The organism is Flavobacterium sp. CFS9, from assembly GCF_041154745.1.
In the GTDB taxonomy this organism is placed as follows: Bacteria; Bacteroidota; Bacteroidia; order Flavobacteriales; family Flavobacteriaceae; genus Flavobacterium.
In genome coordinates this window covers 203,998-224,951 of record NZ_AP031573.1, presented here as the reverse complement: position 1 = coordinate 224,951, position 20,954 = coordinate 203,998, and the positions used below count along the sequence as shown (strand labels likewise).

At 37.5% G+C, this 20,954-nt stretch carries 11 protein-coding genes, 5 tRNA genes and 3 rRNA genes; 11 read left to right on the top strand and 8 right to left on the bottom strand.

Translation table 11 applies throughout. The features are described from left to right. Window positions 1-1,078: 1,078 nt before the first annotated feature. From ACAM30_RS00700 to ACAM30_RS00655, 10 genes are all read left to right on the top strand, one after another. Window positions 1,079-2,592: ribosomal RNA gene (locus ACAM30_RS00700) — 16S ribosomal RNA — on the top strand. Window positions 2,593-2,720: 128 nt separating this feature from the next. Then, window positions 2,721-2,794: transfer RNA gene (locus tag ACAM30_RS00695), tRNA-Ile, on the top strand. Between the two features lie 142 nt (window positions 2,795-2,936). Then, a tRNA-Ala gene (locus tag ACAM30_RS00690) sits at window positions 2,937-3,010 on the top strand. A 187-nt stretch (window positions 3,011-3,197) separates the two neighbouring features. Continuing rightward, a 23S ribosomal RNA gene (locus tag ACAM30_RS00685) occupies window positions 3,198-6,079 on the top strand. A gap of 175 nt (window positions 6,080-6,254) precedes the next feature. Beyond that, window positions 6,255-6,364, top strand: a 5S ribosomal RNA gene (gene rrf, locus ACAM30_RS00680). Together the 16S, 23S and 5S rRNA genes with 5 tRNA genes alongside form the textbook arrangement of a ribosomal RNA operon. Before the next feature lie 74 nt (window positions 6,365-6,438). Beyond that, a tRNA-Phe gene (locus ACAM30_RS00675) sits at window positions 6,439-6,511 on the top strand. Between the two features lie 6 nt (window positions 6,512-6,517). Further along, window positions 6,518-6,603: transfer RNA gene (locus ACAM30_RS00670), tRNA-Leu, on the top strand. A 162-nt stretch (window positions 6,604-6,765) separates the two neighbouring features. Beyond that, window positions 6,766-6,839: transfer RNA gene (locus ACAM30_RS00665), tRNA-Arg, on the top strand. 332 nt (window positions 6,840-7,171) lie between these two features. Next, complete coding sequence (locus tag ACAM30_RS00660; protein ID WP_369616752.1) at window positions 7,172-7,768, top strand: hypothetical protein; 597 nt, start codon at window positions 7,172-7,174, stop codon at window positions 7,766-7,768. Between the two features lie 106 nt (window positions 7,769-7,874). After that, window positions 7,875-8,540: a M15 family metallopeptidase gene (locus ACAM30_RS00655; protein ID WP_369616751.1), complete on the top strand. Its 666-nt coding sequence runs from the start codon at window positions 7,875-7,877 to the stop codon at window positions 8,538-8,540. Here the strand turns inward: ACAM30_RS00655 and ACAM30_RS00650 are convergent, their stop codons facing one another. The 8 genes from ACAM30_RS00650 to tsaD all read right to left on the bottom strand — a co-directional run bounded on the left by ACAM30_RS00650 (window position 8,541) and on the right by tsaD (window position 16,013). Beyond that, window positions 8,541-9,107, bottom strand: coding sequence for a hypothetical protein (locus ACAM30_RS00650; protein WP_369616750.1), 567 nt, complete (start codon window positions 9,105-9,107; stop codon window positions 8,541-8,543). It abuts the gene before it with no gap. A 2-nt stretch (window positions 9,108-9,109) separates the two neighbouring features. Continuing rightward, window positions 9,110-10,291, bottom strand: a complete 1,182-nt coding sequence (locus ACAM30_RS00645) for a class I SAM-dependent methyltransferase (protein ID WP_369616749.1) — start codon at window positions 10,289-10,291, stop codon at window positions 9,110-9,112. Between the two features lie 2 nt (window positions 10,292-10,293). Beyond that, window positions 10,294-11,385, bottom strand: a complete 1,092-nt coding sequence (locus ACAM30_RS00640) for an AI-2E family transporter (protein ID WP_369616748.1) — start codon at window positions 11,383-11,385, stop codon at window positions 10,294-10,296. A 114-nt stretch (window positions 11,386-11,499) separates the two neighbouring features. Beyond that, window positions 11,500-12,450 carry a zinc metalloprotease gene (locus ACAM30_RS00635; protein WP_369616747.1) on the bottom strand — a complete coding sequence of 317 codons (951 nt, stop codon included), beginning with the start codon at window positions 12,448-12,450 and terminating at the stop codon, window positions 11,500-11,502. A 456-nt stretch (window positions 12,451-12,906) separates the two neighbouring features. Further along, complete coding sequence (locus ACAM30_RS00630; RefSeq protein WP_369616746.1) at window positions 12,907-13,404, bottom strand: TrmH family RNA methyltransferase; 498 nt, start codon at window positions 13,402-13,404, stop codon at window positions 12,907-12,909. Between the two features lie 109 nt (window positions 13,405-13,513). Beyond that, a complete protein-coding gene (locus tag ACAM30_RS00625; RefSeq protein WP_369616745.1) occupies window positions 13,514-14,152 on the bottom strand; it encodes a DUF4159 domain-containing protein in 639 nt (212 codons plus the stop codon). A gap of 128 nt (window positions 14,153-14,280) precedes the next feature. After that, window positions 14,281-14,988 carry a 16S rRNA (uracil(1498)-N(3))-methyltransferase gene (locus tag ACAM30_RS00620; protein ID WP_369616744.1) on the bottom strand — a complete coding sequence of 236 codons (708 nt, stop codon included), beginning with the start codon at window positions 14,986-14,988 and terminating at the stop codon, window positions 14,281-14,283. Window positions 14,989-14,990: 2 nt separating this feature from the next. Beyond that, on the bottom strand, window positions 14,991-16,013 hold the full coding sequence (gene tsaD / locus ACAM30_RS00615; protein WP_369616743.1) for a tRNA (adenosine(37)-N6)-threonylcarbamoyltransferase complex transferase subunit TsaD: 1,023 nt from the start codon (window positions 16,011-16,013) through the stop codon (window positions 14,991-14,993). Window positions 16,014-16,219: 206 nt separating this feature from the next. Between tsaD and ACAM30_RS00610 the strand changes: the two genes are divergently transcribed. Beyond that, window positions 16,220-20,716 (top strand): translocation/assembly module TamB domain-containing protein, encoded by a 4,497-nt coding sequence (locus tag ACAM30_RS00610; RefSeq protein ID WP_369616742.1) that lies wholly within the window; start codon window positions 16,220-16,222, stop codon window positions 20,714-20,716. Window positions 20,717-20,954 lie beyond the last annotated feature (238 nt).

Below are 20,954 nucleotides of genomic sequence, written 5' to 3'. Positions count from 1 at the left end.
TGTTTGTGAAAAGTTGCTCAAATTGAGTGACTTTTTTTGTTTTAAGTTGTTGTTTATTGTAGGTGTGATCCGGTTAGGTGGACTGATGGGGTTTTAGGGTTGGGATTGTGGTTAGTGTGAAAGGGAAATGCATGGGTTGGGGGAATTGAGTAATGTGGGTTGAATGATTATGTGTATTATGGTGGATTTGTTTATTGTGCTTATGTGGTATACAGCCCGACAGTTTTTCAGAACCTGTCGGGTTTGCTTTTTCATCTATTCTATATATAAGAGTAGTTTTTGTTTAATAGAGACAAATGCCCGGCTGAGACGAATGTTTAGCAGAGACGAATGTCCGGCTGAGACAAATGCCCGGCTGGGGCGAATGTCCGGCTGAGCGAAGTCGAAGCCTTCAGGTTTGTAATTTAAGTATTGGGGAGCTTTATCCCGCTATCCGTTTGTATCTTTTGTGTCGAACCCCGCCACAAAAGGATGTCCACTTCTATCGGGGCTAGGAGGTGAGGTTATGATAAAGAGTCAAACCCGACAGTTTTTCAGAACCTGTCGGGTTTACTATTTACAACAACAAAAAAAGATTGCTTGTAAAAAACGCCAAACCAGTCATTTAAGAAAAACTTCAAAAATAAGTTTAAAAAAAGCTTGTGAAAGCGAATAAAGTGACTACTTTTGCACCCGCAACAGCGATAAACGTTCACAGAAATACTGATGAGTAAGACGAATCAAAACGAAAATTTATTTTCAAAAAAGATTAAAAAAAGCTTGTGAGTAAAGAAAGAAAGTTTTAAGTTTGCACCCCGCAAAACATGGGAAGTTCATTGAAAAATTGGTAAGGAGAGAGGTTGAAAAGGAAAAGAAATTTTCTAAAAAAAACTTCAAAAATCTTTTGCCAGTTTGAAATAAGTTTTCTACTTTTGCACCCGCTTTGAGAAACAAGCGATGATAAGAAAAAAGAATACGTTCGTAGACATATTGAATTGACAGCCGTCCCGATTAATCGGGACAAAAGAATAAGAGTAATAGAGTCGTAAGATTCGAAAAGAACCGATAGATATTCGTCGCGATATAATATAAAAAATATACGATGAAGAGTTTGATCCTGGCTCAGGATGAACGCTAGCGGCAGGCTTAACACATGCAAGTCGAGGGGTATATGTCTTCGGATATAGAGACCGGCGCACGGGTGCGTAACGCGTATGCAATCTACCTTTTACAGAGGGATAGCCCAGAGAAATTTGGATTAATACCTCATAGTATAACACAATCGCATGATTGAGTTATTAAAGTCACAACGGTAAAAGATGAGCATGCGTCCCATTAGCTAGTTGGTAAGGTAACGGCTTACCAAGGCTACGATGGGTAGGGGTCCTGAGAGGGAGATCCCCCACACTGGTACTGAGACACGGACCAGACTCCTACGGGAGGCAGCAGTGAGGAATATTGGACAATGGGCGCAAGCCTGATCCAGCCATGCCGCGTGCAGGATGACGGTCCTATGGATTGTAAACTGCTTTTGTACGAGAAGAAACACCTCTACGTGTAGAGGCTTGACGGTATCGTAAGAATAAGGATCGGCTAACTCCGTGCCAGCAGCCGCGGTAATACGGAGGATCCAAGCGTTATCCGGAATCATTGGGTTTAAAGGGTCCGTAGGCGGTTTAGTAAGTCAGTGGTGAAAGCCCATCGCTCAACGGTGGAACGGCCATTGATACTGCTGAACTTGAATTATTAGGAAGTAACTAGAATATGTAGTGTAGCGGTGAAATGCTTAGAGATTACATGGAATACCAATTGCGAAGGCAGGTTACTACTAATGGATTGACGCTGATGGACGAAAGCGTGGGTAGCGAACAGGATTAGATACCCTGGTAGTCCACGCCGTAAACGATGGATACTAGCTGTTGGGAGCAATTTCAGTGGCTAAGCGAAAGTGATAAGTATCCCACCTGGGGAGTACGTTCGCAAGAATGAAACTCAAAGGAATTGACGGGGGCCCGCACAAGCGGTGGAGCATGTGGTTTAATTCGATGATACGCGAGGAACCTTACCAAGGCTTAAATGTAGTTTGACCGATTTGGAAACAGATCTTTCGCAAGACAAATTACAAGGTGCTGCATGGTTGTCGTCAGCTCGTGCCGTGAGGTGTCAGGTTAAGTCCTATAACGAGCGCAACCCCTGTTGTTAGTTGCCAGCGAGTAGTGTCGGGAACTCTAACAAGACTGCCAGTGCAAACTGTGAGGAAGGTGGGGATGACGTCAAATCATCACGGCCCTTACGCCTTGGGCTACACACGTGCTACAATGGCCGGTACAGAGAGCAGCCACTGTGTGAGCAGGAGCGAATCTATAAAGCCGGTCATAGTTCGGATCGGAGTCTGCAACTCGACTCCGTGAAGCTGGAATCGCTAGTAATCGGATATCAGCCATGATCCGGTGAATACGTTCCCGGGCCTTGTACACACCGCCCGTCAAGCCATGGAAGCTGGGGGTGCCTGAAGTCGGTGACCGCAAGGAGCTGCCTAGGGTAAAACTGGTAACTAGGGCTAAGTCGTAACAAGGTAGCCGTACCGGAAGGTGCGGCTGGAACACCTCCTTTCTAGAGCCTTAGTGTTAGTTTTCGGACACGCTAAGGAAAAAAGATGATTATTTATAGGATTCTGAATTGAAGATTGTATTACTCTTGCTGTTAATTTAAAAAATGAAAAAAGAATTAAGTAAAAACAGAGTCTCGTAGCTCAGCTGGTTAGAGTACTACACTGATAATGTAGGGGTCGGCAGTTCGAGTCTGCCCGGGACTACTTTTTTAAAGAGTTATAAGTTATGAATTATAAGTTATAAGTTTAAAAAGGCTGAAAAACTTGATTTAAAAGGAAATTTTAGAGGTTGAGTAACCGTTTTAAGTAGTGTTAACTGAAAACTGTTAACTGACAACTAAAAAATGGGGGATTAGCTCAGCTGGCTAGAGCGCCTGCCTTGCACGCAGGAGGTCAACGGTTCGACTCCGTTATTCTCCACAAGGCCTAAAGCTTTAAGCTATAGGCAAAGGCTAAGAAAGCTTAAAGTGTATTGCTTAAAGCCTAAAGCGAAACAAAGTTCATTGACATATTGAGATAAGAAAATAATAAGAAAGTAGAAAGCGTTTTTTATTAGCAATAATAAGAAACAAAAAAAACGGTCTTGTTTTAAATAACAAGATTGGTACAATAAGCAAAATAAGGGCGTATGGGGGATGCCTAGGCTCTCAGAGGCGAAGAAGGACGTGATAAGCTGCGAAAAGCTACGGGGACGAGCACACATCGATTGATCCGTAGATATCCGAATGGGGCAACCCACTATGTTGAAGACATAGTACACCGATAGGTGGGCAAACCCGCTGAACTGAAACATCTAAGTAGGCGGAGGAGAAGAAAACAAAAGTGATTCCGTAAGTAGTGGCGAGCGAACGCGGATTAGCCCAAACCAATGATGTTACGGCATTGTTGGGGTTGTAGGACCACGACATTTCATGTACAAGGAACCGGAATTGACTGGAAAGTCGAGCCATAGAGAGTGATAGCCTCGTATGGGTAACAAGTATAATGGATAGTGGTATCCTGAGTAGGGCGGGGCACGTGAAACCCTGTCTGAATTTGGCGGGACCATCCGCTAAGGCTAAATACTCCTGAGAGACCGATAGTGAACCAGTACCGTGAGGGAAAGGTGAAAAGAACCGTGAATAACGGAGTGAAATAGATCCTGAAACCATACGCTTACAAGCGGTCGGAGCCCTTTAGTGGGGTGACGGCGTGCCTTTTGCATAATGAGCCTACGAGTTAACGTTGCTGGCAAGGTTAAGTGATTAAGTCACGGATCCGTAGCGAAAGCGAGTCTGAATAGGGCGCTTTAGTCAGTAGTGTTAGACGCGAAACCGTGTGATCTACCCATGGGCAGGATGAAGCGCTGGTAACACAGTGTGGAGGTCCGAACCGGTTGACGTTGAAAAGTCTTCGGATGACCTGTGGGTAGGGGTGAAAGGCCAATCAAACTCGGAAATAGCTCGTACTCCCCGAAATGCATTTAGGTGCAGCGCTGATAATAGTTATATAGAGGTAGAGCTACTGATTGGATGCGGGGGCTTCACCGCCTACCAATTCCTGACAAACTCCGAATGCTATATAATGTTTTACAGCAGTGAGGGCTTGGGTGCTAAGGTCCAAGTCCGAGAGGGAAAGAACCCAGACCATCAGCTAAGGTCCCCAAATATATGCTAAGTTGAAAGAACGAGGTTTGTCTGCCCAGACAGCTAGGATGTTGGCTTGGAAGCAGCCATTCATTTAAAGAGTGCGTAACAGCTCACTAGTCGAGCGGACGAGCATGGATAATAATCGGGCATAAGCATATTACCGAAGCTATGGATTTTGCAGCAATGCAAAGTGGTAGGGGAGCATTCCAGCAGGGTTGAAGGTGTATCGTAAGGTATGCTGGACTGGCTGGAAAAGAAAATGTAGGCATAAGTAACGATAATGCGGGCGAGAAACCCGCACACCGAAAAACTAAGGTTTCCACAGCTATGCTAATCAGCTGTGGGTTAGTCTGGTCCTAAGGCGAACCCGAAAGGGACAGTCGATGGCCAACGGGTTAATATTCCCGTACTACTAATTACTGTGATGGGGTGACGGAGTGATGAAAGCGCCGCGAACTGACGGAATAGTTCGTTGAAGTACCTAGCTATATTCTCTATAGGCAAATCCGTAGAGAATGGTGAAATACGATAGTACTCGGAGTCTTCGGACAAAGAGATAGTGCGCCTAAGGGCTTCCAAGAAAAACCTCTAAACTTCAGGTAATTAGTACCAGTACCGTAAACCGACACAGGTAGTTGAGGAGAGAATCCTAAGGTGCTCGAGAGATTCATGGCTAAGGAATTAGGCAAAATAGACCTGTAACTTCGGGAGAAAGGTCGCCCCGAGCAATCGGGGCCGCAGTGAAGAGGTCCAGGCGACTGTTTATCAAAAACACAGGGCTCTGCAAAATCGTAAGATGACGTATAGGGCCTGACACCTGCCCGGTGCTGGAAGGTTAAGAGGAGATGTTATCTTCGGAGAAGCATTGAATTGAAGCCCCAGTAAACGGCGGCCGTAACTATAACGGTCCTAAGGTAGCGAAATTCCTTGTCGGGTAAGTTCCGACCTGCACGAATGGTGTAACGATCTGGACACTGTCTCAGCCATGAGCTCGGTGAAATTGTAGTAACGGTGAAGATGCCGTTTACCCGCAGTGGGACGAAAAGACCCTGTGCACCTTTACTATAGCTTAGTATTGACCTTGGATAAATGATGTGTAGGATAGGTTGGAGACTGTGAAGTGGCGTCGCCAGGCGTTGTGGAGTCATTGTTGAAATACAACCCTTTGTTTATCTGAGGCCTAACCCCGTGTTGCGGGGGACAGTGCTTGGTGGGTAGTTTGACTGGGGTGGTCGCCTCCAAAAGAGTAACGGAGGCTTCTAAAGGTTCCCTCAGTACGCTTGGTAACCGTGCGTAGAGTGCAATGGCATAAGGGAGCTTGACTGAGAGACATACAGGTCGATCAGGTACGAAAGTAGAGCATAGTGATCCGGTGGTTCCGCATGGAAGGGCCATCGCTCAAAGGATAAAAGGTACGCCGGGGATAACAGGCTGATCTCCCCCAAGAGCTCATATCGACGGGGGGGTTTGGCACCTCGATGTCGGCTCGTCACATCCTGGGGCTGGAGAAGGTCCCAAGGGTTGGGCTGTTCGCCCATTAAAGTGGCACGCGAGCTGGGTTCAGAACGTCGTGAGACAGTTCGGTCTCTATCTACTGTGGGCGTTAGAAATTTGAGTGGATCTGATTCTAGTACGAGAGGACCGAATTGGACAAACCTCTAGTGTATCTGTTGTCCCGCCAGGGGCACCGCAGAGTAGCTACGTTTGGAAGGGATAAGCGCTGAAAGCATATAAGCGCGAAACCCACCACAAGATGAGATTTCTTTTAAGGATCGTGGAAGATGACCACGTTGATAGGCTATAGATGTAAAGGCAGTAATGTCATAGTCGAGTAGTACTAATAATCCGTAAGCTTATGTACGCACTTTTCCCTCCGAGCAATCGGAGGGAGGAAACTTTCTAAAACTTAAAATACTTATTTGTTTCTTTATCTCAGTATGTTAAAATATTTGCAGCGAAGCTGCAGTTGAAAGTTGAAGGTTGGTAGTTGATGGAAACACCAACAACCATAAACCAACAACCGCCAACAATAATCTTAAGGTGGTTATTGCGGCGGGGCTCACCTCTTCCCATCCCGAACAGAGAAGTTAAGCCCGCCTGCGCAGATGGTACTGCAGTTATGTGGGAGAGTATGTCGTCGCCTTTCTTTTGAAAACCCTGTTCGTAATAAAACGGGGTTTTTTATTCTAATTTTGATTAAATGAAAATTTAAACAAAAAAGGTACCTTAGCTCAGATGGTAGAGCAATGGACTGAAAATCCATGTGTCCCTGGTTCGATCCCTGGAGGTACCACATAATGCTCGGATGGTGAAATTGGTAGACACGCTGGACTTAAAATCCAGTGAACAGCAATGTTCGTGCGGGTTCAAGTCCCGCTCTGAGTACTAAAAACTTCAACTGGTTTTACTAGTTGAAGTTTTTTTTCGAATAAAAGTGAAGAATCCTGATCATTCGTAATGAATTTTATGAGTTGGGCATTGTTTTAATCGAAAAAAAAGTATTGATTAGCCTAAATTTTTGAAAGAGCCGGTTAATTAAAATATAATGGACGCATAGCTCAGCTGGATAGAGCACCTGCCTTCTAAGCAGGCGGTCGAAGGTTCGAATCCTTCTGCGTTCACAAAAGCCACTCAATTTGAGTGGCTTTTTTGTTTTATATAATTTTTGATAATCTAGTCCAGTTGGATGGAATAGTTTGATTTTTAATAGAGATGCTGAATCGCTTTGAATTTTATAGCTACTACAATAATCCACTCAAATAGAATGATTTTCCGTTTTAACTCCGTTTACATATTGTTTGTCAGGTAAGTTTAGCTTTACATGGAAATAAACAGGTGTTTATACTTGGCTATAAGAATTGAAGAATTCATATTTTTAAAACTTTCTTATGATAAACGAGATTGTCTCTACAGGATGAAGTGAAGGCACCATTTGAATAGTAAAACATAGATTATGATTGTTAAACCAGGTGACTTTTTTTTCGGCTTAATGGAATTTTTGGCATATATAGTTCCGGGTTTTGTCCTGTCTATAACGTTACCTATTTATCTAAATATTGGAATTCCTTGCTATTTGGATGTGAAAAGAGATGATCCTACAATATTTTCATGGATTGCATTTATTTTGATTTCATATATTGCCGGACATTTTATTCATCATTTGTGTGCGATGTTATTGAATCCGTTATATGAAATTAGCTACGCAAAAATCAAACAGAAAGAATATCATGAATTTTTAAATTTGGCAGAAAATGCAATTAAAGAGAGATTTTCTTTTCATTCTGATTATTTGAAAATAGCAGAAGGCTTCCTTAGGTTAAATCATTCCGGTTTGGTAGCCGAAATAGAGGTGTATGAAGCCAATTCTAAGCTGTTTAGGTCTCTTACTGTATTAGGGATATATTTGTGTTTTTTCCCAAAGATGCCCATAGCTGTAGTCGTAATTTTGGTGATTGCATCGTTTTTTTCATTTTTAAAATTTGCCAACCAGCGATGGACCTATCGGTTTGTTGTTTATGAATATTTCTTGCTTGAACAATCAGGTCAGTAAAACTTGTTGTTTGCATAGAAGTTTGTTGTGAAGTTTTTTCAAGATTCAATTAGTGTGTTAAGTAAATGGTTTTGTTTATATTTACTTCTTTCAACATATATTTATCATGAAATTAAATTCTTCTTCAGCTCATATTTTACTATTTCTGTTTTGTCTTTTCTTTTGTGGACTTTCTTCAAATGCTCAAAATGAATCCTATTCATCTGAGGATAATGAAGAAATTGCCGATACCACTTTTGTGAATTTAAGGGAATACAGTAGCGATTTTGTTTATGATATGAAATATGCTACTGAAGATAATTTTTTGAAAGCTAAAGTGTACGATTGTGCCGAATGTTTGTTACGGTATAAAACGGTAATAGCTCTTATAGCGGCAAATAGAGATTTTATGAAGGATGGGTGTAAAATAAAGATTTTTGATTGTTACAGGCCTTTATCGATTCAGAAAAAGATGTGGGAGATTGTATCGAATCCGGAGTATGTAGCTGATCCAAAAAAAGGCTCCATCCATAATAAAGGAGGAGCCGTTGATATAACTTTAGTGAATGCTAAAGGAGAGGAACTGGAAATGGGAACTAATTTTGACTTTTTTGGCATTGAGGCCAGTCATAATTATAAAAAATTTCCGGTTTCAGTTAAAGCAAATCGAAAATATTTGAAAAAAGTGATGTTGAAAAACGGATTCAATTCTTTTGATTCGGAGTGGTGGCATTATAATTTAAAGACAGGTTTAAATGATAAAGTCTCGAACCAAAAGTGGAAATGCGATTAATTATTCAACACATCTTATGTTCTCCATAAAATAAGTATTCGGGTGGTAAACTTTACCATTCAGTTCAGAGGTTAATTCTCTTTTTACAATGTAATCTTCTATATTGGTAAGATATTTTATACGCATAATTGAAACAGGAGATTTTTTGAGCTCTTCAAAACCTTCTTTCATGAACATAAAAATTCCGGTGTTGATACGATTGTCAAATCCTTTTTCATCACGAATAAGTGTACCGCAACTTTCTTTATCAATATGAATTAATGTTACGATTTTCCCGTTTTCTAGTTGCAAAAAGACTTTGGAATTTTTGTCAAAGCAGTTGGCTTTTATAAAATCTTTGCTTTTTTGGATAAGTTGTAAGTTTAAGGTCGGCAGACCGTCGGTTTGTGCCAGCGCGAAGAAGACATAATCAAAAGTACCTCCAAAGTATTTTTCGCTGATCATGTAATCGTTTGTTACTTTATAAGTTCCTATGGAATCGGTTACATTCGCACTGTATTCACATGGTTTTTGTGCAAAAGCGGTAAAGGTTAATAAAAAAAAGGTTAGTGTAATTAGTTGTTTCATTTTTAAGTTATTTTTCTGCAAATTAAAACTATTTTGTTATCATTTTTATCAGTTGTAAAAAAACAATACAAATTTCCGCCGTTTTTTATTTTCCATTTTTTTCGAATGTTTTCTACCGTGTCCGGAAAGTTTCGTGTGGTTATATTGGCCTGCTGATTGGCAAGTTCAGTTTTCATCTCTTTTTTGCTGTATGGGATTGCTTTTTCGATTTCAAAACGCCGTCCCGGAAACTCGATTAAAGCTTCTGATGTATAGAGATGAGAATGTTTATGAAGTTTGCTGATCTTAAAAATTGTACTCACTTCGTCGAATCCTCCCGATTTCATAATAGCCGAGTTTGGCTCATAAATGTATTTTTGAGGAAGTTCGTAAGAAGGAAGAGTAATTTCATTTCCTAAAATAAACTCAAAAGTTTCGATTTTATCTTTTAGAATATTGGCCGTTTTTATAGCGATTTCGCCGGAATAATTTTTATGAATCTCAAAAAGCAACTCTTTTACTTCATTTTCAAGGGCAATAATGTGAATGTTTTTGACAAATTGAAGTTCAGATAGTCCCGCAGAAAGATCTAATAACGGAGCCGTTTTTATTAGAATGGAATCTGTTTTCTCAAAATAAAAATTTAGTAAATCAGGAACATTGGGTAAGCAATCTTTCAACATGAAAACTTTACCCTTTGCATCATTCCTGCGGGACGGATCAATATAAATCCAATCCCATTTTTGGCTGGACTGATTTAAGACTGATGTAGAATCATCAGCATAGAAAGTACAGTTTTCGACTTTAAGCTGTTTGAAATTATGTTTTACAATTGCCGATAAATCGTCATTTATTTCGCAATGGGCTATGTTTTTGAATTTTTGAGAGAAATAGTAATCATCTACACCAAAACCTCCCGTAAGATCAATTAAACTTTCTCCGGAAAGCAGAGATGCTTTGTAAGCAGCCGTTTTTTCGGATGAAGTTTGTTCAACTGATATTTTAGAGGGATAAATAATATTTTCGGCAGCAAACCAGGTAGGTAATTTATCTTTTGCTTTCGATTTTGCCTCAATCTGATTTAAAATTACGATCCAGTCGATCTCAGGAAATGGATTTTTCTGAAGCGCTAATTTGGTAATCGAGACACCACTATTTTGAGTTATGAATTCCTGAATGTTTGGGTCTAAAATAGCAGTATTCAATGTTAAATTCTTTCGGTTAATACAGAGACAATTTTGTTGTCAGGAAAAAACTCCTTTAAAATTACTTTCACCATAGTAAATGCCGGTATAGCAATAATCATCCCAACAATTCCAAAAGTAATTCCACTGATTAAAGTAATCAGGAATATTTCTAACGGATGCGAATTTACGCTTTTTGATGAAATTATAGGCTGACTGATGTTGTTATCAATAGCCTGAACCAACAGAAAACCTATAAGTACATAGATTGTTTTAGGCAGTATTTCTGATTGAAAATCACTTCCGATCATGCTGATCATTGTTAGAAGTCCTGCCAGTATGGTTCCTATAATTGGTCCTATGTATGGAATAATATTTAAAATGGCACATAAAAAGGCAATAACAAAAGCATTTTTATTTCCGAAAATTATTAAGACGATAAAGTACAGAATGAAAACGACGGTTAATTGCAATAAAAGCCCGACAAAATAGCGGGTCAGAAAATGATTTATTTTGGTTATCGAATTTAAGATTTTGTCTTCATTAGTATCCGGAAGAATTTTTCGGGCACTAACTTTAAAGGCATCCTGATCTTTGATAAAGAAAAAGGTAATAAAAAATACAGATACCAATCCCATTCCCATATTGGCCATGAAACCAATAATAGAATTCAGGAAACCTGTAAAGTAGCTAAAATCGATTATTGATGTGATTTTAGATTCTTTTAAAACCTTATTGAGGTCCAGGTGCTGGATATTAAAATAATTTTCGATGCTGCGTTCTGTTTCCAGAAATTGCTGTTGCAGATTTTGAGTATCAAGCAATGATAAATTGTTGGCTTGAGAAATAATCAACGGTACAAACAGTAGTATAAATCCAACTATTGCAAGTATGAATAAGATCAATGCCGTAGTGGCGGCCAGTGAATTACTGAATTTTAATTTATTTTTTAAAAACTGGATTAACGGATTGGCAATTAAACACAATAACAGCGAAATGCACAGATAAACAATTACAGTCTGGATTTGGTATAGAAAATATAGGACAGCCGCGACAATCAGGATTGTGGTTAAAGCTCTTAAAATTCCGTTAGATATTGTTTTCGATGTTATCATGATTTGATTTTAGATGATAAATATAGGAAAAAGCTTTTGAAATTTTAAAGGAAACGAAAAAAAGCGGGATGTTGCCATCCCGCTTTTCACTTTGTCTTTTATACTTGTTTTGTATTAGATTCCAAAAGAAGCTCTTGGACCTCCGGTAACAAATATTGCAGCCATTCTGCTTTTTTGTCCTTGAGAGAACATATACATAGCGTTATCATCAACGTAATCCATATAGTTCATTGTCATTTCAACAGGAGTTCCTGAGCAAGTGCTATAGTGAGGGTAAGCCGGTACACCATAGTTTGCTGTATTGTGTGTAGGAGTATCTGAAACTAAATCGCTTCCACATGTAGCATCTCCCCAGATGTGACGTAAGTTCATCCAGTGTCCTACTTCGTGAGTAGCTGTTCTTCCTAAGTTAAACGGTGCATTTGCTGCTCCAGAAAGACCAAAATATTTTGGGTCAACAACAACTCCGTCTGTAGCAGAAGCTCCTCCAGGGAATTGAGCATAACCTAAAATACCTCCTCCAATAGTACAAGACCACATGTTTAATTTTGTTGTTGGAGAAGTTGGTGCAATACCACCCTGAGCAGTTTTTTTCATGGCGTCATTTGTTCCCCATGAAGTTTTGGTAGTAGATTTTCTAATTACCTGATCTAAAACGAATGTGATTCCAACATTTGCTTTAACACCAGAAAAAAGAGCTGGTACACTATTGTAATCTGAGTTTAATGCATTGAAATCTTTGTTTAAGACATCAATTTGGCTTTGAATTTGCGCATTAGAAATGTTTTCCGCTGTAGTTCTGTAAAGAACATTAACTACAACAGGAATTTCAATTTTACCGTTTACAAGACGTTTGGTAAGGATTGCATTTTCAGTGAAAGCGTTGATTTCGTTCATTCTGATTGCTAAAGTAGGATCAGCTTTCAGTTGAGCTTCCAGAACTTCCTGACTTGCGCATCCGCGGTGTGCAATTGCTTCAACTTTTGAATCCGCAGATTCTGATTGGTCATTTTGGCATGAAAACAGCACTAATGCTGTAAATGCGGTAACAATGATTTTTTTCATAATAACTTGGGTTTTTGTTATAAAAAATTTGTTTTGGTTAATTATAATGCAATTTTATAACAAAAAAATTATTGTAACAAAATATTTACATAATATTATTTGTGAGAATTTTACAAACCCTTGTATAATCTAGTTCTTACAAAAAAATAACGAAAATAATTAAGAAGTAAATTCGTACAATGCTGTTTTTGAGAATGTTATTATGTTATTTTTTGTCCGTTATGGAAGATTTTTTTGACAAATATTACAATGTGAAATTTTTATACGTATTTATACGTAAGAATAACTGTTAAAATAATTAAAATTTTAGCTGTAAGTAAGTGTGAAGTTTCATCCGATTGTTGCTTTGCATGTCTCACAATAATTCCTGGTTTTTCTTTATTTGAAAGTAGATCAGAAGAAAAACAAAGGAGGTATTTAATAAGCAGTATACTTACGATTTAAAATCTAAAAAGTTTAAAAAGAAGTAATTTCATAAAGTGCAATACTAGCCGCCTGAACAACATTCATACTGCTGTTTTTTCCAAACATATTGATGTGAACAATTTGGTTTGAAATTTTTAAAAGTTCTTCAGAGATTCCATTAATCTCACTGCCAATGATAAGCGCAATTTTTTGATTCTCAGGAATTAGAACTTCTTTTAGCGGTTTACTATTGCTTGTGATTTCTAAAGCAATAATTTCGAAATTATTTTGAAGCAGATAGTCCACAAGATTGGGTGTTTCTTCAATTATGGTATGAGCTACGTGAAGATGAGTGCTTCGTGAAGTTTTATTGATTTTTCGCGGAGTTAGTGGAATGTCTTTTCCTAAAAAGATGATATTCTCCACTCCAAATGCCTCACTGATTCTAAAAAGAGAACCAATATTTTGCTGAAAATAAATATGATCACAAATTAATGTGATCGGAAATGTTTTTCTTTCAAATTGATTTTCTTCGTGAGTAAGCTGCATTTTCGTTAGTAAAAAAGTGAAATGTGATTAGTAATAAGTGAATACTGTGGAGAGGTGACGTTTTTTTAGACTGATGAATTACTGGTTACTAATCACTTGGGACTAGTCACTAATTAGTAAAAATATAATTGATAATGTTCGCTCCCATTTTTAAGGCTTTGTCTCTAACCGGAGCAGGGTCATTGTGTACTTCGGGATCTTCCCAGCCATCTCCCAAATCACATTCATAAGTATAAAGTAATACCAGTTTGTTATCGACAAAAATACCAAAGGCCTGAGCACGTGTTCCGTCATGTTCGTGGATTTTTGGAAGACCATTCGGAAACGGGAAAGGTTTTTGAAATATGGGATGATTTGCGGGAATTTCGATTAAGTTATTGTTCGGAAATATTTTTTTTATTTCTTTTCGGATATATTGGTCCATTCCGTAATTGTCGTCAATATGAAGAAAACCACCGCCATTTAAATAATTTCTAAGATTATTTACATCTGCATCACTAAAAACAACATTTCCATGTCCTGTCATATGAACAAACGGATAGGAAAGTAAATCCGGATTACTCGGTTCAACGGTTGATGGTTTTGCTTTTATTCTCGTATTGATGTTCGCATTGCAAAACTTGATTAAATTGGGTAATGATGTTGGGTTGGCATACCAATCACCGCCACCGCTATATTTTAATAACGCAATTTCCTGTGAAAAGGAAGAGATTGAAATCATTAACAACAAGAGAAATACTTTTTTCATATCATTTGAGTCGTGAGATGTGAGTTGTGGGTTATGAGTTATGGGGATTAATTTAAATGATAAATTTCAAATAGTTTTAGATTTTCGGTTAAACCACAAAACAAATAAACAATTAAACATTACAAAGTCTAATTTTCATTAAAAAAGACAACACTATGACAGGCTACAACAGCAGCAGTCTCTGTTCGTAAACGGGTATTTCCTAAAGTAACAGGCTGGAAATGGTGTTCTAAAGCCAGTGCAATTTCTTTTTCGGAGAAATCTCCTTCAGGCCCAATAAGCAGGGTTACATTTTCGTTAGGCTTCAAAACTTCTTTTAAGGATTTTTTATCCGTTTCCTCGCAATGTGCTATCAATTGTAAGCCGTCATTCTTTTGTTTGATGAACTCTTTAAACGAAATCGGAGCATTCAATTTTGGCAAATAGGTTTCGTTAGATTGTTTCATTGCCGAAAGAATAATCTTTTCAAAACGTTCCGGGTTAATTACTTTCCGTTCCGAACGGTCACAAAAAATAGGGGTGATTTCCTGAATTCCAATTTCTGTTGCTTTTTCCAAAAACCATTCAAAACGATCATTCATTTTGGTTGGCGCAACTGCCAGATGCAATTTGAATTTCGGAGCAGGAGATTTTTTAATCGAAACAACCTCTACGATGCATTTATTGTCTGATGCTAAAGTAATTTCCGTTTCAAACAACAAACCCGAACCATTGGTTACGTGTAGAATATCGGAATCTTTTTTGCGTAAAACTTTTATAATATGACGGCTTTCTTCTTTGTCAAAAGAAAAGCGTTCGGTAGATTCGTCGATATCAGGATTGAAAAATAATTGCATAATTAAAATTGAATTCGCGCTTTTGAAACTACTGCTGAAGTTTCGAAACGTTTTGATAAATATTTTTGATACCCCACAATTCCGATCATGGCGGCATTGTCGGTCGTATATTCAAATTTCGGGATGAAGGTTTTCCATCCGTATTGGGCTTCGCTTTCTTTCAATCGGGTTCTGATGCCTGAATTAGCAGAAACTCCTCCGCCAATGGCAATTTGTTTGATTCCTGTTTCTTTTACCGCTAATTTCAATTTGTCCATCAAAATTTCGATAATGGTATGCTGAATGGAAGCACAAATATCATTCAGGTTCTCTTCGATAAAATTCGGATTTTCAAGTTTGTTTTTTTGAATAAAATACAAGATGGCGGTTTTTAGTCCGGAGAAGCTAAAGTCAAGTCCGGGAACTTTCGGTTTGGTAAACGTGAAAGCTTTCGGATTTCCTAATTTTGCATATTTATCGATCAGCGGTCCGCCCGGATAAGGAAGTCCAAGGATTTTGGCACTTTTGTCAAAAGCTTCACCAACGGCATCATCAGTAGTTTCTCCGATAATTTCCATATCGAAAAATCCGTTTACTTTAACGATTTGGGTATGACCTCCGCTAATGGTGAGCGCCAGAAAAGGAAATTCCGGTTTATCAAACCCTTCTTCATCGATAAAATGTGCTAAAATATGGGCATGCATATGATTTACAGCAATTAGCGGAATTTTTAATGCTAACGATAACGATTTGCTAAAAGAAGTGCCCACTAATAACGACCCCATTAAACCGGGACCTTGCGTAAAAGCAATAGCACTTAGTTGATCTTTTTGTACATTTGCCTTACGAAGTGCGGCATCAATTACCGGAACAATATTTTGTTGGTGTGCTCTTGAAGCTAATTCAGGAACTACACCCCCATATTGATTGTGAATTAACTGATTGGCCACAACATTTGAGAGTACTTTGTCGTTATGTAGAACCGCGGCAGCAGTATCATCGCATGAACTTTCGATGGCGAGAATAAAAACCTCTGAATTTTGCATATAAAAGCACGATTTTTGGATTATATTTGACAAATCAAATATTTGATTTTCTTTTATTATAAGGAGAAGCCAAAATTAAAGAATTTTTATCAAAAACAGCCGTTCTTTGTCTGTTCAAAGTAAATTTAAAAGAAAACTAAAATATAGCAGCTATCAGAAAAGTAAAGAAAATAATATCCCGAACCCTAATTGGTTTAATTTTACTTTTGTTAGCACTTGCTATCATCTTGGCTTTGCCAGTGGTTCAGACGAAAATAGCGAGATACGTCACAGAATCTTTAAACACTGATTTCAAGACTGATATTAGCGTTGAAAAAGTAGCCATAAATATTTTTGGAGGTGTAAAACTGAAGAAGGTTCTGATTCGTGACCATCATAAGAAGACTTTAATCTATTCTGACATAATTACCACTGATATTCTTAGCATCAAAAGATTATTAGATGGTGATTTGCTTTTTGGAGATATTCGGCTGACGGGGATGATTTTTAATCTCAAAACGTATAAAAACGAAGACGAGAATAATATCAACAAGTTTATTAAGCTGTTTGAAACAGGTAAAAAAACACCTAAATCCAACAAACACTTTTTGTTGACAGCTAAGAATGCTTACATCTCTCAGGGAGCTTTTTCTGTTGTGGATGAGAATAAAAACACGCCAAGATTTCTTGATTTTAAAAAATTGAATGCTTATATCAGCGAGTTTAAGTTATACGGACCGGATGTAAATACTAATATTCACCGATTTTCTTTCTTAGACCATCGTGGTTTATATGTATCAAATTTTGCCGGGAAATTCAGTTATACTAAAAAGCAAATCAAGGTTGAAAATCTGGCGATAAAGACCAAAAGATCGTCTATTTACGGAAAAGCGATTTTGAACTATAAAATAGAGGATTTTTTACATTTTACCGATAAAGTAAAATTTGATGTAGCCTTGGATTCTGCTTCCATTGCATCAAATGATATTCGTTATTTTTACGATGGTTTGGGGAAAAATCAGCATTTTAAAATTAGAACGAAAATAAAAGGAACTTTAAATGATCTGAATTTAAGACATCTTAGATTGAGTGATACTAATGGTTCAAGAATTTTCGGAACCCTTAACTTCAAGAATCTTTTGGGAAGCAAAACCCAGAAGTTTTCTATGGATGGCAAGTTCGAGAAACTGGTTTCGAGTTACGATAATCTTGTCGTTTTATTGCCGGGTATTTTAGGTAAAACACTTCCAAAAGAATTACGACGAATTGGTAAATTCAATATCGTTGGAAAAGCAAAAGTTTCGACTACAGCCTTAGAAACCGATTTTAAGATGATTACTGATTTAGGTAATGGTCAGGTCGATTTACATATGAATAATATCGATTTTATTGACAAAGCTTCTTACTCAGGAAATGTAGTTCTGGAGAATTTTAATATTGGTGCGGTACTGAATCGCAAAGATATTGGAAGAACGACTTTGAATGTAGATGTAGATGGAGTAGGGTTTACCGAAAAATACCTCAATACCATTGTTAAAGGAGATATCGCAAAATTAGATTACAATAAATACACCTATAACAATATTGTTTTAAACGGGAATTTTAAATTACCTTATTATAAAGGACAGGTTTCTGTAAATGATCCTAATTTAAGTTTACTGTTTGATGGAATGGTGGATCTGAGTAAACGTGAAAATCGTTATGATTTTCATATTAACGTAGACAATGCCGATTTGCGAAAGCTCAAATTTATAAGCGATTCTATTTCACATTTTAAAGGAGATGCCGTTGTAGCAGTGACCGGAAATTCGATAGAGAATTTACAGGGAACCATTTCGATCAAAGATGCTGTTTATCAAAATCCTCAGGATACCTATGTTTTTGAAGAGCTTACAGTCAATTCTCATTTTGATGCCGATAAACTGCGAACAATTACTATTGGTTCAAATGATGTAGTAAAGGGAGAGATAGTAGGTAAGTTTCAGTTTGCGCAACTGGACAAGCTGGTCATGAATTCAGTGGGAAGTTTGTACACCAATTACAAACCTTATAAACTTAAGAAAGGGCAATTTTTGCGTTTCAACTTTCATGTGTACGATAAGATAGTCGAGATGTTGTATCCGGACATCAAAATTGATTCAAGCACTACAGTTCGAGGGAAAATTGATTCGGATCTTCAGGAGTTTAAATTCAAATTTAATTCCGAAAAAATTGTCGCTGCCAAAAATACCTTTGACAATATTCGAATTACGATCGATAATAAAAATACGCTTTATAATGCTTATGTAGAGTTGGATAGTATTAAAACGCCATATTATAAAGTACGCGATTTTAATCTGATTAATGTTACCGCTAAAGATACCCTGTTTGTAAGATCCGAATTTAAAGGAGGGGATAAAGGAGAAGATTATTTTAATCTGGATCTCTATCATACCATCGATAAAAATAAAAACAATATCGTAGGGATTAAGAAGTCTGAGATGAAATTTAAAGACTATTTGTGGTATTTAAATGAAGATGCTGAAAAGGACAATCAGATAGTTTTTGATCAGTACTTTAAAAATTTCACTATTGATAATATTGTATTGTCTCACGAGAATCAGAAAATAGATTTGAATGGTGTCATAAAAGGGAAAGATTATAAAGATCTGGTGCTGAACTTTGAAGACGTTGATATTAATAAAATCACACCTTTTAATTCTAAGTTCGTGTTTAATGGTAATTTAAATGGAAATGTAAATTACAAACAGAATAAAGACGTTTATCAGCCTACGGCCTCTATTGTAATTGATCACCTGAATTTGAATAAAACAGATTTAGGGACACTTAATTTTGATATTGCGGGAGATGAAAGTTTTAAAAAATTCACTATCAATTCCTCTATCCAAAACGGATTTACAGAATCGTTTAAAGCAGAAGGAACTTTTGCAGTTGAAAACAAAGAGACTTTTTTAGATTTGAGTCTGAAGCTTGAAGGGTTTAACTTGGCTACCTTAGGAACAGTTGGAGGAGAGGTACTTTCTAATGTCAGAGGATCGGTTTCGGGAAATGCCGCCGTAGTAGGGAATTTGAAAAAGCCTGAAATTAACGGACGTTTGTACGTTGAGAAGGCGGGAATGACCATTCCGTACTTAAATACAGATTACGAATTAAGCGATCGTACCGTGATTGACTTAACAGATGAGAAATTTTTGTTTAGAAACAATCAGCTGACGGATACCAAATATGGAACAAAAGGGCTACTGAACGGAAGTATTGAGCATCATAATTTTGGTGACTGGAAGCTGGATTTAAATATTACTTCTAAGCGATTGTTGGCACTGGATACCAAAGACAGTGAAGATGCCGCTTATTTTGGTACGGCATTTATAAATGGTACCGCCAGTATTAAAGGTCCTACAGAAGCATTGTTTATAAAAGTAGAGGCGAAATCAGAAAAAGGAACTCAGGTAAAGATTCCAATAAACAATACACAGAGTGTTGGAGAGAGTAGCTGGATTCATTTTGTAACACCGCAGGAAAAGTACAATCTGGCCAATGGTATACTTGAAAAGACCAAAAATTACAATGGATTGGAACTGGAGTTTGATTTTGATATTACTCCCGATGCCGAGGTAGAGGTAATTTTAGACCGAAGTTCCGGACATGGTATGAAAGGAAAAGGATACGGATCGTTATTGTTTAAAATTAATACACTGGGTAAATTTAATATGTGGGGGGATTTCCAGGCTTATGAAGGAACTTACAATTTTAAATATGGTGGTTTAATTGATAAAAAATTCTCCGTTAAAAAAGGAGGGTCTATTATTTGGGAAGGAAACCCAATGAAAGCGCAGTTGAATTTGGAAGCGGTTTATAAAACAACCGCCAATCCGGCTGTATTGTTAGACAATACTTCTTCATTCAATAAAAAAGTACCGGTCGAAGTGGTAATTGGATTGCGTGGGGATTTGGCCAGTCCGGAGCCTAATTTTGACATACAGTTTCCTTCCGTTAGTACCGTGCTTAAATCGGAGATACAGTATAAGTTAGACGATAAAGACATTCGTCAGACTCAGGCCTTGTATCTATTGTCTACAGGTTCGTTTATGAGTACAGACGGATTTAGCCAGGGTGATTTTTCAGGAACTTTAACCGAAACGGCTTCCAGTTTGTTAGGAGGTATTATAAAATCAGATAATGATAAGGTCAATATCGATTTGAATTATATCTCTGCTGATAAGAGACTTGGACAGGAAGCTGATGGTCAGTTTGTAGCGAATATTTCTTCTCAGATCAATGAAAGAATTACTATCAACGGAAAACTGGGAGTTCCGGTAGGTGGAGTAAATGAATCTGCTATTGTTGGGGATATCGAAATCCTGTATCGAGTTAATGAGGACGGATCCATGAATCTTCGTTTGTTTAATAAAGAAAATGACATTAATTATATAGGACAAGGTATTGGTTATACACAAGGAGTTGGTATTTCGTATGAAGTAGATTTTGATACTTTTAGCGAGTTGGTGAATAAACTTTTCAAAAACCATAAGCTGGAAAGAGCTATTAAAAATTCCACAAACGATTTGCAGGACAATAACCTAAATCCTGATTTTGTTAATTTCTCTAATAAAAAGAACGCAGACAAGAACAAAAAGAAGGAGGAGAAGAAAGAGAAAAAAGAAGAGCCAAAAGTTCCTCCACCAATAAATAATGAAGGATTAATTCCTGACAATGACTTTTAAATGATTTGTTAAAAATAGAGTTATAAAAAACCATTCGTTGCTGCGAATGGTTTTTTTGTTTTAATTTTAGAGACTTGCTTATTTTTTAATAGAACAGGATTGCTATCAAATTTTATAACACTTCAGTAATGTATTGTTAATTTTAAAGATTCAATTTAAATAGGTGAGATTTATTATTGAGAATGAAATTTTTGCTTTAGAAAAACTTATTAACGAAAACGTTTGAATTTAACATATT

What these genes read in the sequence shown, in the direction of transcription:
- ACAM30_RS00635 (WP_369616747.1), bottom strand. Translation starts at nt 12,450, where the DNA reads ATGAAAAAAATCATTGTTACCGCATTTACAGCATTAGTGCTGTTTTCA.
- tsaD (WP_369616743.1), bottom strand. Translation starts at nt 16,013, where the DNA reads ATGCAAAATTCAGAGGTTTTTATTCTCGCCATCGAAAGTTCATGCGAT.
- ACAM30_RS00655 (WP_369616751.1), top strand. Translation starts at nt 7,875, where the DNA reads ATGAAATTAAATTCTTCTTCAGCTCATATTTTACTATTTCTGTTTTGT.
- ACAM30_RS00620 (WP_369616744.1), bottom strand. Translation starts at nt 14,988, where the DNA reads ATGCAATTATTTTTCAATCCTGATATCGACGAATCTACCGAACGCTTT.
- ACAM30_RS00660 (WP_369616752.1), top strand. Translation starts at nt 7,172, where the DNA reads ATGATTGTTAAACCAGGTGACTTTTTTTTCGGCTTAATGGAATTTTTG.
- ACAM30_RS00630 (WP_369616746.1), bottom strand. Translation starts at nt 13,404, where the DNA reads ATGCAGCTTACTCACGAAGAAAATCAATTTGAAAGAAAAACATTTCCG.
- ACAM30_RS00640 (WP_369616748.1), bottom strand. Translation starts at nt 11,385, where the DNA reads ATGATAACATCGAAAACAATATCTAACGGAATTTTAAGAGCTTTAACC.
- ACAM30_RS00625 (WP_369616745.1), bottom strand. Translation starts at nt 14,152, where the DNA reads ATGAAAAAAGTATTTCTCTTGTTGTTAATGATTTCAATCTCTTCCTTT.
- ACAM30_RS00650 (WP_369616750.1), bottom strand. Translation starts at nt 9,107, where the DNA reads ATGAAACAACTAATTACACTAACCTTTTTTTTATTAACCTTTACCGCT.